Consider the following 13563-nt stretch of genomic DNA (forward strand, 5'->3'; position numbering starts at 1 on the left):
CCATCCAAAGAGAACGGCACCGTTTTGTGAAGGGGTGAGGCCGGGTATGGCCGAGCAATCGACGGCTCGCCGCAGCCGCTTCACTCCCTTGCGCGCGGCGCAGCTTTATGACGCTGTGCTTGATCTCCTGCGGGAGGTCGGATACGAGGCCCTCTCGATGGAGGCCGTGGCCACCCGGGCGCGGTTCAGCAAGGCCACCCTCTACCGCGACTGGGGAGGGAAGCCGCAGCTGGTCGCCGCCGCGATGAAGCATCACAGGCCGAGGCAGATCAACACGATCGACACCGGCTCGCTGCGCGGCGACCTGTACGCACTGGCCGACCAGTCCCAGAACGGGGAGCATGCGCAGAGTGCCGCCGTGCACCTGGGCGTGGGGCACGCGATCTATGACAACCCCGAACTCCGCCACACCCTGAGAGAGGTGATGCTCGACCCCATCCTCGACGACATCCATGCCATCCTCCGACGTGGTGTCGACCGAGGTGAAGTCGCCCCGGACAACCCCGCGCTGGACCTCGTCCCGCCGATGCTGGCCAGCCTCGCCATCGCTCGTCCGCTGATCAGCGAGACGGTTCTGACCCTCACTGACGTGAGGCGATACATGGAAGCCCTGGTCTTCCCCGCCCTCGGCATCTGACCCACCCCACCGGGTCCTCACGCGCCGACCTTCCCCACCCTCGGCGCGTGCACATCACCAGCAATGCGCACCTTTGCAGCCCTCGGCCTCCCCGCGCCGACGGCGTCCCGTGCCCTGCCCTCCGGCCAATGACGGCCGTATGGCCGAGGCGCGCCCTCCTTCTCGCCGTGTCCCTGCACGGCTGAACACCCCCACCTGACGCGCACCGCTCACGTCGTCGGACCACCCCTGCACGCCCTCATGCGCTGACGGCGTTCCCAACGACCTGACCGAGAGAGCTCCACCATGGCCACATTCCTGTACAGACTGGGGCGTTCAAGCTTCCGACGGCGCCCCGTCGTCCTCCTCGTCTGGCTCGCCCTGCTGGGCGCGGCCGTCATCGCCGCCCTCAGCGCGCCGGCCACGAAGGCGCTGCCCTTCACGCTGCCGGGAGCGGAGTCGCAGAATGCGTTCGACCTGCTGGACGAGCGGTTCCCCGGCTCCAGTTCGGACGGCGCCACCGCGCGGATCGTCTTCAAGGCCCCCGAGGGGCAGACCATGACCACCCCGGCTCACAAGGCCGAGGTGCAGAAGGTGACCAAGGAGATCAAGAGCGGCTCCGACCAGGTCGCCTCCGCGGTAGACCCCTACACCGCCGGCGCTGTGAGCAAGGACGGCTCGACGGCGTACATCTCCGTCACCTACAAGGTGACCGCCGCCGAGGTGGACTCCGACTCCCACGACGCGCTCGACCACACCGTCGAGCAGGCCCGCACGTCGGGGCTGACCGTGGAGGCCGGCGGAAACGCCGTCAAGGTGGAGTCCCACGGTGCGGCCGCCGAGGTCATCGGCGTGATCGTCGCGGCGGTCGTCCTGGTCATCACCTTCGGCTCCCTGGTCGCCGCCGGACTGTCGCTGCTGACCGCGCTGATCGGCGTCGGCATCGGTTTCCTCGCGCTCACCGCGCTGAACTCGCCCCTCGAACTGGGCGACAACGCAGGGGTGTTGGCGCTGATGCTGGGGCTGGCGGTCGGCATCGACTACGCGTTGTTCATCGTCTCCCGCTACCGCTCCGAACTCGCCGAGGGGCATACGAAGCAGGAGGCCGCCGGCCGCGCCACGGGCACCGCGGGCTCCGCGGTGGTCTTCGCGGGCCTGACCGTGGTCATCGCGCTGGCCGGACTCGCCGTGGTCAACATCCCGATGCTGACCAAGATGGGTATGGCTGCCGCCGGTTCCGTCACCATCGCGGTGATCATCGCCATCACTCTCGTACCTGCGATGCTGGGCTTCGCCGGTGACCGGGTGCTGTCCCAGCGGAGGGTGGAGAAGAAGGTACCGAGGATCAGGACTGTTGTGAGCGATCCGGGGGCCGTCGGCGCGGGGAGGTCCCCGATGGGCGTGCGCTGGGCGCAGTTCGTGCTGCGGCGTCCCGTCGCCGTCCTGCTGGCCGGTGTCATCGGCCTCGGTGTGATCGCGATCCCGTCGGCCTCCATGACCCTGGGCCTGCCCGACGACGGCGCCCAGCCCACCGACACCACCCAGCGCCGCGCCTACGACCTGCTCTCCGAGGGCTTCGGCGTCGGCTTCAACGGCCCCCTCGTCGTCGTGGTCGACGCCGAACACAGCGACGACCCGAAGGGCGTCGCCGGCGAGGTGGTCTCCAGGATCGGCAAGCTCGACGACGTGGCCGCCGTCACCCCGGCCCGCTTCAACCAGGCCGGTGACACCGCGATCATCACCACGGTCCCGTCCTCCAAGCCCGCCTCCGAAGCCACCGAGAAGCTGGTCGAGCACATCCGCGACACCGGCACGGCCATCGAGCAGGACACCGGGGCGAAACTGCTGGTCACCGGCCAGACCGCGGTGAACGTCGACTTCTCCCAGAAGGTCAACGACTCTCTGATCCCCTATCTGGCCCTGGTCGTCGGACTGGCCTTCTTGCTCCTGATGGCCGTCTTCCGGTCCGTTCTGGTCCCGCTCAAGGCCGCCCTGGGCTTCCTGCTCTCGGTGCTTGCCGCCCTCGGGGCGGTGGTCGCGGTATTCCAGTGGGGCTGGCTCGCGAGCGCGATCGGTGTGGATGAGACCGGGCCCGTCATGAGCCTGATGCCGATCTTCATGGTCGGCATCGTCTTCGGCCTCGCCATGGACTACGAGGTATTCCTGGTCACCCGGATGCGGGAGGCGTACGTCCACGGCGAAGGCCCCGGGCAGGCCGTCCTGACCGGCTTCCGCGACGGTGGACGCGTGGTCACCGCCGCCGCTGTCATCATGATCGCCGTCTTCTCCGGCTTCATCGGCGCCAGCGGAGCCATGATCAAGACCATCGGCTTCGGCCTCGCCGTCGCCGTGCTGTTCGACGCCTTCGTCGTCCGCATGGCCATCGTGCCCGCCGTCCTGGCCCTGCTCGGCAAGTCCGCCTGGTGGCTGCCCGGCTGGCTCGACAAGCTCCTGCCGAACGTGGACGTCGAGGGTACGCAGCTCGCCACGTCCCCCGCATCCGACCCGGGCTCGGGACCGGAGAGCGACGACCGCCAGCAACCCGTCCGCGTCTGATCCTCGTACCGAGGCCCCGGGCACGTGGTGGCGCCCCGCCCGTGCCCGGGGCCCGACCGGACTCATATCCCTCCCATCACCCGTGGACGCCCACACCCCCACTGGAGACGTCCGGCATGATCACCGTCCTCATCGCCGACCCCCACGCCCTTCACCGCCTCAGCCTGCGCACCCTCCTCACCCCGCATCCCGGTATGACCGTTGTCGGCGAGGCGGACAGCGGCGCCGAGACGGCCCGTCTGCACGACGTACTGCGCCCGCAGGTCGTCGTGCTGTGCAGCGGAATGCCCGCCCCCGACGTCATCGCGACCGTCCGCCGTCTCAGACTGACCCGCCTCGTCGACTCAGGGCCGCCGCGCGTCCTCGTCCTGAGCTCTGCGCACCGCGAAGAACACGCTTACGACGTCCTGCGCGCCGGAGCCGACGGATACCTGCCCGCCACGGCCGCCCCGGACGAAGTGATCTCGGCCCTTTCCACCGTGGCCGCCGGGGACGCGGTCGTCCCCCCGGTCCTGGCCCGCGCTCTCATTCACGCCGTCCGCCACGGCCCGCGCCCCGAGGCCCTGGAGCCGAAAGGACGACTGGAAGACCTCACCGAACGCGAACGCGACGTCCTGGCCGCCGTCGCCGCCGGGTACTCGAACGGCGAGATCGCCGCACGGCTGTGCATAGCGCCGACCACGGTCAAGTCCCATGTGACAACATCCTCACCAAGATCGGAGCCCGCGCCCGCGTCCAGGCGGTGGTCTTCGCCTACGAATCCGGACTCGTACGGCCTTCCCGAGCCACCCCTGCCGACCGGCTCTCCCGCTCAACCCCCCACCGAATGACGCATCGTGAGGAACCGACATGCGCGTACTTCTCGTCGAGGACGACCCCGCCATCGCCGACCCGCTGGAACGCGGCCTGAAGCGCTACGGCCACACCGTGCACCGGGCTGCCACCGGACGGGACGCCCTGCGCGCCGGAACCGCCTGGGACATGGTCCTGCTCGACCTGGGCCTGCCCGACATCGACGGCCTCGACGTCTGCAGACAACTGCGCGCCGCCGGCGACGACGTCTCCCTCATCATGATCAGCGCACGCGACAGCGAGGCCGACAAAGTCGTCGGCCTCGAACTCGGCGCCGACGACTACCTCGTCAAGCCCTTCCTGGTAAGGGAGTTGATCGCCCGGATGCGTGCGGTGCAGCGCCGCCGCGCGAGCGCCCTACCGCCTACTCCGGAGCCCTTTGAACCCGGCCGCCCCGGCGTGGTGATCAACCTCCCTGCACCTGGACGGACAGCAGACCGGCACGGCCGGGTGGTCATCGACCGTCAGGCCCACCGCGCTTTCCTGGACGGCGCCGAAGTCGCCCTGACACCAAGGGAGTTCGCCCTGCTCGCCTTCCTCGCGCAGCGGCCGGAAGCGCTCGTGACGCGCGAGACCATCATGGCCGCCGTCTGGGACGCCAACTGGTTCGGCCCGACCAAGACCCTCGACACCCACATCTCCGCCCTGCGGCACAAGTTCGGCGACGCCCTGACCATTCAGGCCGTACGGGGTGTGGGCTTCCGCCTCATGACCGCACCCAGTACGGGCATACGCCCGTCCGTGTCCTGACTGGAGCCAGGATGAAATCGTTCAGTCGGGCGTGGCCCATCGCTGGCGACCGCTCACACTCAGCGTCCCGGCGCTGGTCATGGACGCCTGACGTCCCGGGCGCCACGTTCGGCGGGAGAGGGCTGCGGCGTGGAGGCGAGGGATGCCAGGAGGGTGAGGCGTTCGGCGGTGGGGGTGCCGGGTTCGGCGTGATAGACGACGAGGGTCTGGCGGTCGGTGTCGGTGATCAGCAGTTTCTCGTGGCGCAGTTCGAGGGGGCCGACCTGGGGGTGTTCGAAGGTGAAGGTGCCGCTGCGTTTGGGGCGGACCTCGTGCCGGGACCAGAGTGTGCGGAAGTGCTCGCTGCGCACGGATAGTTCGCCGACGAGTTCGTTGAGCGCGGGGTCGTCGACGTCGGGGCCGACGAGGGCGCGCAGGGCGGCGACCGTGCCTTCTGCGTTGATGTTCCAGTCACCGTGGGCGGCGGTGGAGGCCGGGGTGAGGAAGATCGAGCGGACCAGGTTGGTACCCGGCGTCAGGACCGGAGTGAGGGCCTGGGCGAGCGGGTTGGCGGCCAGGATGTCCATGAGGCGGCCGTGGATGTAGGCGGGGGTCTGGGCCCAGGTGTTGATGAGCTGCCGGATGCCGTCGGCGGCGCGTTCGGCCCGCCGGGGCACCGGGTGCCGGCGGGAGCGTTCCGGGCGGGTGAGGCGGTGCAGGTGGGCGGTGGCGTCCTCGTCCAGGCGCAGAGCGCGGGCGAGGGCGTCGAGAACCTGCGTGGAGGGGTTGCGGTCGCGGCCCTGTTCCAGACGTAGGTAGTAGTCGGCGCTGATCCCGGCGAGCAGGGCAATTTCCTCACGGCGCAGCCCGGGCACCCGGCGGCGCCCGGACAGGGGCAGGCCGACCTCCTCGGGGCCGATCTGCTCGCGACGGGCCCGTAGGTACTCGCCGAGGGCGGTCTCGTTCACCATGTCTTCCACGGTACGGTCGCCGGCCGCGGCGATCCTGGTCCTGTCACCCCCAGGACCGGTGGGGCTCTGGGTAAACCGTCGGCTGTGGGCGACCGTCAGTCGTGACCCTGACCACGACACCTTTCGAGGGCCCCTTGGCCGTCGCGGCCACCGCGATCGATCGGTCGGTGAAGCGGGCGTGCCTCACCACGGTGTCCTGCCGGACCGGCGTTGAGGCCGTCCGGGCGGCGATCGGCGCGACGGTCACACGCGCCGCCTTTTGTGCGCCCTCTCGGGGCGCTGGCGAACGGCGGCTGACCTGGCAGGTCCGACTGAGGTGTCGAAGATTTCGATCAAGGAGCTGATTCGCATGTCTGCCGTTGTTCCCACAGCCGCACCCATCCCCGCGCATGTCAGTCGCGCGGAGCTGGACCGGATCGTCGCCCTTCAGCGGGCGGCCTTTCGTCGTGAGGGCCCGCCCGGCGCGCAGGTGCGGCGCGGCCGGATCGACCGGCTGGTCCTCGCCGTACTAGACGCCGCTGACGAGCTCACCGCCGCACTGACCGAGGACTTCGGCCGACGGCCGGTGGCCCTGACCAAGGCGGGGGAGGTCCTCGGCTTGCTCGGAGCGTCCGAGGTACTGCGCGAGAGACTGGAGGAATGGATGAAGCCGGTCCCGGTCGAGGGCCCGGTCCCGGCCTTCGTCCAGCAGCAGCCGCTCGGCGTCGTCGGGATCGTCACCGCGTGGAACCTGCCCGTCGGGCTGGCGGTCCGCCCGGCACTGGACGCACTGGCCGCCGGCAACCGCGTGATCATCAAGTTCACCGACGTCCACGTCCGCACCGGCGAGGCGTTCGCCCGGGCCGTGTCCAAGTACCTCGGCGAGGACGAGGTCACTGTGGTGTGCGGGGATCTGAAGACCGCCCAGGAGTTCTCGGACCTGCCTCTGGACCACCTCCTGTTCACCGGCTCTCCCCAGGTGGGCACACTCGTGGGCCAGGCCGCCGCGGCGAACCTCGTTCCCGTCACCCTGGAGCTGGGAGGCAAGAACCCCGCCGTCGTCGCCCGGGACGCCGACCTGGAACTGGCCGCCGAGCGCATCGCCGGCAGCAGGATGAGCAACGGGGGTCAGGTCTGTCTCTGCCCCGACTACGTCTTCGTTCCCCGGGAACATCTGGACGACTTCACCGACTGCCTGGGTGCCGCCCTGGTCCGCCTCTTTCCCACCTACACCGACCACCCGGCCGCGGTCTCCCTCGTCAACGACCGCAACTTCGACCGGGTCCTGGGCCTCGTCCGCGACGCCGAGGCGCACGGCGCCCGGAAGATCACCCCGGTCGACGAGGAGCCGTCCCGCGAGCTGCGCCTGATCCCGCCGACGCTGCTGCTCGACGTCCCGGAGGAGGCGGAGATCTCACGGGAGGAGATCTTCGGGCCGGTGCTGGTGATCCACGCCTACGACGACCCTGCCGAGCCCGTCGCGTACATCAACGCCCGCTCGGCACCGCTGGCCGCGTACTGGTACGGCGAGGATGGCGAGGACTTCCGGCGGTTCCTGGACGCCACGACCTCCGGCGGCGTCACCCGCAACGACGGTTTCCTGCACGCCGCCGTCAGCAATGCCCCCTTCGGCGGGGTCGGCGGTTCCGGCTCCGGGGCGTACGGCGGAAGGACTGGCTTCGATACGTTCACGCACCGGCGCACCGTGGCGACCCAGCCCGGGCCGCAGGGCGTCACCGCGACGCTGGTCGGTGACCCCGCGCTCGCCGCGGAGGTGGAGGCGGGCCTTGACCAGGCCATCACCGCATCGGCGGCGGAGATCCGGTCCCGCCTCGGCCTGTGACGAGCGGTAGTTGCGGCGGCCCTGCACACGTTCTTGCCGGAGCCTGTGCAGGGCCGTTGACCGCCGCCCGTCCATACCTCCGCCGGTGTCAACCGCGACTGCGTTCGTCGTCGCCCCGTCCGCGTACACGGCCGCCGGCCCGGATGCGTCATCCTCGGTGGGGACCGTCCCCTGCGCCTGCCCAGGCGCGCTACTTCCGCACGTGAGGGTGGTCATGTGCCCACCGGGACACCGACGCCGACGAACCCGCCGGCGCACGCTCGTCGCTGTCGGGACGGGCGCGAACTCAGGCCCGCGTGCCTGTCAGTTCGCGGGTACCACCTGGGCGGCGAGGACGGCGGCGGCCATCAGTTCCTCGCGGGGTGCGTCGGAGGCAGCGTTGACGGCGAGCCCCTCGGCAGTGGCCATGAGGAAGCGTGCCAGGGCCCTGCAATCGGTACCAGCCGGTAGATCGCCGTCCGCCACGGCCTTTTCGAATCGGCCCTGGACGGCCCGCCGGTAGTCGTCGCGCGCGGTCTTGAGCACCTCCACGATCGCGCGGCCGTCCTCGCCGGAGGCCAGTCCTGCCTGCACGGTCAGACAGCCGCGGGGCTTGCCGGGCGTGGTGTAGGCCTCGACCAGGCCCGTCAGCAGTCGTAGCGCCACGTCACGTGCCGTGGGCTGTGCCAGAGCGTCGCGGGACAGCGGTGAGCGGGCCTGGGCATAGCGGTCCAGGACCTTCTCGAAGAGCTGTTGCTTGTTGCCGAAGGCCGCGTAGAGGCTGGGCGGCCGGATGTCCATCGCCTCGGTCAGGTCGGCGATGGAGGTGGCCTCGTAGCCCTGCCGCCAGAACAGTTCCAGCGCCACGTCCAGCGCCGCCTCCTCGTCGAAGGCGCGCTTACCGCCTCTGGGCATGAGGTTCTCCTCCCTTTCCGGGCCTTGGGGCACACGGTTGCACGATCGCTTTAGCGGTCGTTACAGTGTAGCCGTTCACTGCTTTAGTGATCGCTACACGGAAAGGTGGGTGGCTCTCATGGGCAAACTGGACGGCAAGACCGCGGTCATCACCGGCGGAAGCAGCGGTATCGGCCTGGCGACCGCCAAGACCTTCGTCGCCGAGGGCGCCCACGTGTACATCACCGGCCTCGACCCGGAGGAACTGGCCGCGGCACAGGCTCGGATCGGCGGCGATGTCACAGCCGTACAGGTCGACATCTCCCGTCTGGAAGATCTCGACCGTCTGTGGCGGCAGGTCAAGGAGGAGCGGGAAGGCGTCGACGTTCTCGTCGCCAACGCCGGCCGCGGCGAGCAGGCCACCCTGGCCGAGGCCACGCCTGAGCACTTCGACCGGATCTTCTCCGTCAACGCCCGGGGCACGTTCTTCACCGTGAAGAAGGCGCTGCCGCTGCTCAACGACAACGGCTCCGTCGTCCTGATGGCATCCGCCGGACGCCTGAACGGCGCGGCGGAGCGCACCGTCTACAGCGCCACCAAGGCGGCCATCCGCTCCTTCGCCCGCACCTGGGCGAATGAGCTGAAGGGGCGCGGGATCCGGGTGAACACGGTCAGCCCCGGACCCATCGACACCCCGATCATCGACACGCAGGGCGACCCGGACGCCCTGCGTGCCGCCCTCGCAGCCATGGTCCCCCTGCAACGCCTCGGGAGGCCCGAGGAGATCGCGGCGGCCGTGCTGTTTCTCGCTGCCGACGACAACCGCTACACCACCGGATCCGACCTCGTCGTCGACGGCGGCCACACCCAGATCTGACCACCACCACAACACCACCGCTGCAAAGCCTTCTTGAGGAGAATCCTATGAACGACACCACGACCTGGCCGCATCACGCGCTCGGCAAGGAACTGAGCAACTGGGGACGGTGGGGCGACGACGACGAGATCGGCACCCTCAACTTCATCACGCCCGCCAAGCGCGTCGCATCGGCCCAGCTGGTCAGGACAGGAAAGACGTTCGACCTGGGCATGTCGTTCGGCAAGGAGGGCCCGGCCGGCCCGAACACCTTCCGCAACAACCCTCAGCACCTGATGACTCTGCTGCCCTCGGACAGCGCCGGGACGCCCGACGGCATGTTCGGTACCGACGACCTGGTGGTGATGAGCCTTCAGGCGGCCACCCAGTGGGACGGCCTCGCCCACATGGGATACGGCGGCCACTTCTACAACAACGTGCCGGCCGCAGCGGTCAACAACTTCACGGGCGCCTCGAAGGACTCCTTCGACAAGGTGGCCGGACGTCCCATCTCGCGCGGGGTGCTCCTGGACATCGCCGCGCTCAAGGGCGCCGACCGCCTGGCCGACTCCTATGAGATCACCGCCGCCGACCTCTCGGCGGCCGAGAAACGCCAGGGCGTGCACGTGGAATCCGGTGACATCCTCTGCGTCCGCACCGGGTGGCACCGCTGGTTCGCCGAAGGAGACCGCGACCACTACATGGGCGAGAACGAGGCCGGCCTCGGCCTCGACACCCTGCGCTGGCTGTACGACCGCGAGGTCGCCGCCGTAGCCGTGGACAACTGGGCGGTCGAGGTCTACCCCTCCCCGATCGAAGGCACCTACGCCCCCTTCCACCAGGTCGCGATCCGGGACATGGGCCTCACCCTCGGCGAGATGTGGGACTTCGAGGCCCTGGCCGCCGACTGCGCCCAGGACGGCGTCTGGGAGTTCCTCCTGTGCGCCCCCGGCCTGAAGATCACCGGCTCGGTCGGATCCCCCATCACCCCCATCGCGCTCAAGTAGAAGCCTCGATGACGTCGGCCTTGCCGTGGTTGCCGGCGGAGGGGTACAGGTCGGGTCGGCCCGACACCGACCACACCACCTGCTCGTCCAGCCGAGCGAATGCCGCCTGCGCGTGGCCCGCGGCGAAGCGTTCGAAGGAACCGCGGCACCAGAACGGTGTTGTCGGCCTCACTCATGATGCTGGGCCGGGTCGGAGAGATCATGCCGAACGGACTGGACATCAAGGTCACGTCCACCACGGCACAGGATGACCGGGTCGTGGCGGAGGTCGAGAGCCGCGGGTGTTTCCGCCGCTGGAAGGTCTACAACCAGCGGCTGGTCCTCGTCATCCGGGTGCGGGACAACAAGATCCTGCGCATCAGGAAGTATCTCGACACCCAGCATGCCGTCGCCCTCCTGGTGACGCTCTAACCCCTCGGCCCCGGGAATGCTCCTGATCGCAGGACATCTCCGGGGCCGTCCATAGCAGTTGACATGCGGTTCACGAAAGGCGGCGCACCGCTATGACATTCCCCCGGCTGACGATCGACGTGTGGGCAGACGTGCTCTGCCCCTGGTGCTACGTCGGCGAGCACCGTCTGAGCACCGCGGTCGCACAGTCCCCGCACGCGGCCGACATCGACCTGAAGATCCACACCTGGCAGCTCGACCCGAACGTCCCCACCGAGGTCAGCTGGATCCCGGAGTACCGGGTCAGGAGGTATGGGGTGACGCCTGAGCAGGCGCGAGCGATGGAGAGAGACGTGGCGGGGCAGGCCGCAGCCGACGGCCTGCCCTACGTCCTCGACCGGCCGGTGCGCAACACACTCGACATGCTGCGCCTGGTCCACCTCGGCAACGAACACGGCGTCGGGCGGCCGTACATGGCAGCGATGCAGGACGAGCTGTTCGGCGGAAACCCCGACGCCTTCAGGCACGACACCCTGATCCGCCTCGGCATCAACCTGGGAGTTCCCGCCGACGAGATCCGCGACGCGCTCGCCACGGACCGCTACGCCGACGCAGTACGGGCCGACCACGCCGCCGCCGTCGGCCTCGGCGCCCGCGGAGTGCCCTTCACCGTCCTCGGCAACAGCTTCGCAGTGTCCGGTACGACGAGCCTCGCCCAGTACACCGACGCCATCGATCGCGCATGGGACCACATCCATGGCTGACACCCCCTCTGCCCCATCGCCTCTCGCCTTCATCGAGACCGGCCCGGACGGCGGCTGGTGCGATGTCGAAACCGGCACCTGCACGATCAGCGCGGCAGACCAGGAAGGCCCGCACTCCGAGAGTCAAACCACCGCCGGAGACAGCTGATTCACCTGCTGGGCGCAGCGTTCATGGTGGCCGGCGAGGGCGGGGCACGCGCCCGCACCTGCGGCCCCTCGAAGATCAAATCAGCATCTTGATTCTCTGCGTGCCCTTAGGGCGGAAGGTGGATGCCCTTACGTCGTTGTTGGGCCGGTGTCTGGCTGGTGGTGTTCGTGGTGGGTGAGGGCTTGTCTGCGGCGTTGGAATTCAGGGGTTTGTTGGGTGATGTAGGTGGGGGTGACGGGGCGGTTGTATTGGCCGGTGATGTGGTGGGTAGCGCATTGGCGTGCGATGTCGTCGGCGGACGGGGCGGTGTCGGGGGTGTGGTGTGTGGTCCAGAGGTTGTAGATGCGCCAGTTGAGGAGGTGGCGGCGCAGGTTTGAGGGGCTGAGAGGTGTGCCTCCTCGTCCGAGGAGTCCTTGGGCGGCGAGGCGGGTGGAGAGTTGCTCAGGTGTGGGCTCGGTGCCGTGTTGGGTCTGGTAGTTCATCCATGCGAGGTAGTAGCGGTCGGTTAAGGTCAGCCGGTAGCTGCTGGATGGCTGCTGTGAGGCGGTGTTGCCCTCGCCGTCATGATGCGGTTGGTGTTGATCCCGCGGGACGGGCGGGCTTTCAGCTGGCTGGTGTGATGAGGGCCTTGGGGATCTGGGGTCATCGCGGGTGTCCGTCCGCTGTGTTTGGGACGCTGCTTGGGGGTCTGGCTCGAGGGGCAGGGCAATAGGGCTGCGGGCGGAGCCGGTGGCCGGGTGTTTTCTCGGTGTAATTGCCTTGGACTGATGGCCGTTGGGCGCGGGCCCGGCGCCATTTTCGAGTTGCAGGTGTGTGGGGGCGAGGGTGTCCGGTGGGATCGGCTCCCGGTGCTGACGGTGTACGGGTGGGGTGCCGCCTGTGCTGGATTCGGTCTCTGGGTGGGCTTCCGGGCCGGTCACGTTTCTCGTGTGCGGGCTCTCTGGTGGTGGAGTGTGAGGTGCGGGGCTGTTCTTGGTGCCTGCACCTGCCCCTTCTGGGTGGCTGTCGGTCTCGGGTGGGCGGCTGCCGTGGCGGTGCCACCGCGCCCAGTGTGTGGGGGTGGGTGCAGAGCGGCTGACACCGTACAACGCCTGTCGCACGGCCTGGAGTTGTTGCGCATGGCTTTCGGGGATGGGCGGCTTCGGGTTGCTGGTGGGGTGGGTCGCGTTCGCTGTGTGGCTGAGCGCTGGTGACGGGTGAGGGGTGAGTTCTGCGTTGGTGGGCTGGGGTGTGGTGGATTCGATGTGGGCAGGTTGCGGGTGGCGGTCCGGCGTGGCCGGACAGTCGGTTGTCTGGTGGGTGCCGGCGGGTGGGATGCCGTAGCGGGCGAGGCGGAGAGGTATGAGGGTTTGGGCGGGGGCTTTGCGTCGCCAGGTGCGTCCGTAGCGGTTCCTCAACTGGGCCTGGTAGAGCAGACGCTGTTGTTCAAGGTCGAGGGCCTGCCGATAGGAGCGTTGTTCCCAGAGTTTCATGCGGCGCCACAGCAAGAAGGTGGGAACAGGCGCGAGGAACCAGCGGGCGGGGCGGACGCCGTCCATGTGTGTGTCGGCGGTGATCGCGGCGAGGCGGCCGGTGGCGTGGCGGGCGGCTTCGGCGGTGGTGATGAACAGAAGGGGTGTGACCGCGTGCATGCCGACCCCGAGAGGGTCGGGCCAGGCGGTGGCGGCGTTGAACGCGATGGTCGCCGTGGTGAGGAGCCAGGCGGTATGGCGAAGGAGAGGCAGGGGGCAGCGGTGGTGGGTGAGGAGGAGGTCGAGGGCGAGCAGGACGCAGATGCCGGCGTCGATACCGATGGGGAACAGGTAGGCGAAGGCGCCGAAGCCTTTGGTCGTGGCGAGGTCGCGGACGGCGGTGTAGGAGCCGGTGAAGCCGATCCCGGCGATGAGCCCGGCCCCGGTGGCGATGGCGGCGATGAGGAGTCGGTGCACGCGGTGTATCACCGGCGTGGCTGCGCCGGCGGGCCTGGGTACGGCGGGGGC

General features: G+C 69.2%; 13 protein-coding genes. 9 read left to right on the plus strand and 4 right to left on the minus strand.

All coding sequences use genetic code 11. The features are described from left to right. The first annotated feature begins 46 nt into the window (after positions 1-46). The 4 genes from ACIHIX_RS34865 (at position 47) to ACIHIX_RS34880 (ending at position 4774) form a co-directional block, all read left to right on the plus strand. Positions 47-637 carry a TetR/AcrR family transcriptional regulator gene (locus ACIHIX_RS34865; protein ID WP_399963317.1) on the plus strand — a complete coding sequence of 197 codons (591 nt, stop codon included), beginning with the start codon at positions 47-49 and terminating at the stop codon, positions 635-637. A 285-nt stretch (positions 638-922) separates the two neighbouring features. Then, positions 923-3172, plus strand: coding sequence for an MMPL family transporter (locus tag ACIHIX_RS34870; protein WP_399963319.1), 2250 nt, complete (start codon positions 923-925; stop codon positions 3170-3172). 116 nt (positions 3173-3288) lie between these two features. Further along, on the plus strand, positions 3289-4002 hold the full coding sequence (locus ACIHIX_RS34875; RefSeq protein WP_399963321.1) for a LuxR C-terminal-related transcriptional regulator: 714 nt from the start codon (positions 3289-3291) through the stop codon (positions 4000-4002). Positions 4003-4021: 19 nt separating this feature from the next. After that, positions 4022-4774 carry a response regulator transcription factor gene (locus ACIHIX_RS34880; protein ID WP_399963323.1) on the plus strand — a complete coding sequence of 251 codons (753 nt, stop codon included), beginning with the start codon at positions 4022-4024 and terminating at the stop codon, positions 4772-4774. A gap of 77 nt (positions 4775-4851) precedes the next feature. Here ACIHIX_RS34880 and ACIHIX_RS34885 read toward each other — a convergent pair whose 3' ends face one another. Continuing rightward, positions 4852-5724 (minus strand): helix-turn-helix transcriptional regulator, encoded by an 873-nt coding sequence (locus ACIHIX_RS34885; RefSeq protein WP_399963325.1) that lies wholly within the window; start codon positions 5722-5724, stop codon positions 4852-4854. Between the two features lie 349 nt (positions 5725-6073). Here ACIHIX_RS34885 and ACIHIX_RS34890 point away from each other — a divergent pair, with 349 nt between their 5' ends. After that, complete coding sequence (locus ACIHIX_RS34890) at positions 6074-7546, plus strand: aldehyde dehydrogenase family protein (protein WP_399963327.1); 1473 nt, start codon at positions 6074-6076, stop codon at positions 7544-7546. Positions 7547-7849: 303 nt separating this feature from the next. Here the strand turns inward: ACIHIX_RS34890 and ACIHIX_RS34895 are convergent, their stop codons facing one another. Further along, positions 7850-8440 (minus strand): TetR/AcrR family transcriptional regulator, encoded by a 591-nt coding sequence (locus ACIHIX_RS34895; RefSeq protein WP_399963328.1) that lies wholly within the window; start codon positions 8438-8440, stop codon positions 7850-7852. 118 nt (positions 8441-8558) lie between these two features. Here ACIHIX_RS34895 and ACIHIX_RS34900 point away from each other — a divergent pair, with 118 nt between their 5' ends. Beyond that, positions 8559-9296 (plus strand): SDR family NAD(P)-dependent oxidoreductase, encoded by a 738-nt coding sequence (locus tag ACIHIX_RS34900; protein ID WP_399963330.1) that lies wholly within the window; start codon positions 8559-8561, stop codon positions 9294-9296. 47 nt (positions 9297-9343) lie between these two features. Next, entirely contained in the window at positions 9344-10282 is a 939-nt protein-coding gene (locus ACIHIX_RS34905; RefSeq protein WP_399963332.1) for a cyclase family protein, read from the plus strand. On the opposite strand, the gene ACIHIX_RS34910 is transcribed toward ACIHIX_RS34905, so the two are convergent. Further along, complete coding sequence (locus tag ACIHIX_RS34910) at positions 10275-10454, minus strand: hypothetical protein (protein ID WP_399963334.1); 180 nt, start codon at positions 10452-10454, stop codon at positions 10275-10277. The two genes, ACIHIX_RS34905 and ACIHIX_RS34910, sit on opposite strands and share 8 nt — an antisense overlap. Positions 10455-10483: 29 nt before the next feature. On the opposite strand from ACIHIX_RS34910, the gene ACIHIX_RS34915 reads away from it, so the two are divergent. Together ACIHIX_RS34915 and ACIHIX_RS34920 are read left to right on the plus strand one after the other, a co-directional pair. Beyond that, entirely contained in the window at positions 10484-10693 is a 210-nt protein-coding gene (locus ACIHIX_RS34915) for a nuclear transport factor 2 family protein (protein ID WP_399963336.1), read from the plus strand. Positions 10694-10785: 92 nt separating this feature from the next. Next, positions 10786-11436 (plus strand): DsbA family protein, encoded by a 651-nt coding sequence (locus ACIHIX_RS34920; protein WP_399963338.1) that lies wholly within the window; start codon positions 10786-10788, stop codon positions 11434-11436. Positions 11437-11712: 276 nt separating this feature from the next. On the opposite strand, the gene ACIHIX_RS34925 is transcribed toward ACIHIX_RS34920, so the two are convergent. Beyond that, positions 11713-13512, minus strand: a complete 1800-nt coding sequence (locus tag ACIHIX_RS34925) for a DUF2637 domain-containing protein (protein ID WP_399963340.1) — start codon at positions 13510-13512, stop codon at positions 11713-11715. Between the last annotated feature and the right edge of the window lie 51 nt (positions 13513-13563).

Origin of the sequence: Streptomyces sp. NPDC051913, from assembly GCF_044593635.1 — a bacterium.
In the GTDB taxonomy this organism is placed as follows: Bacteria; Actinomycetota; Actinomycetes; order Streptomycetales; family Streptomycetaceae; genus Streptomyces.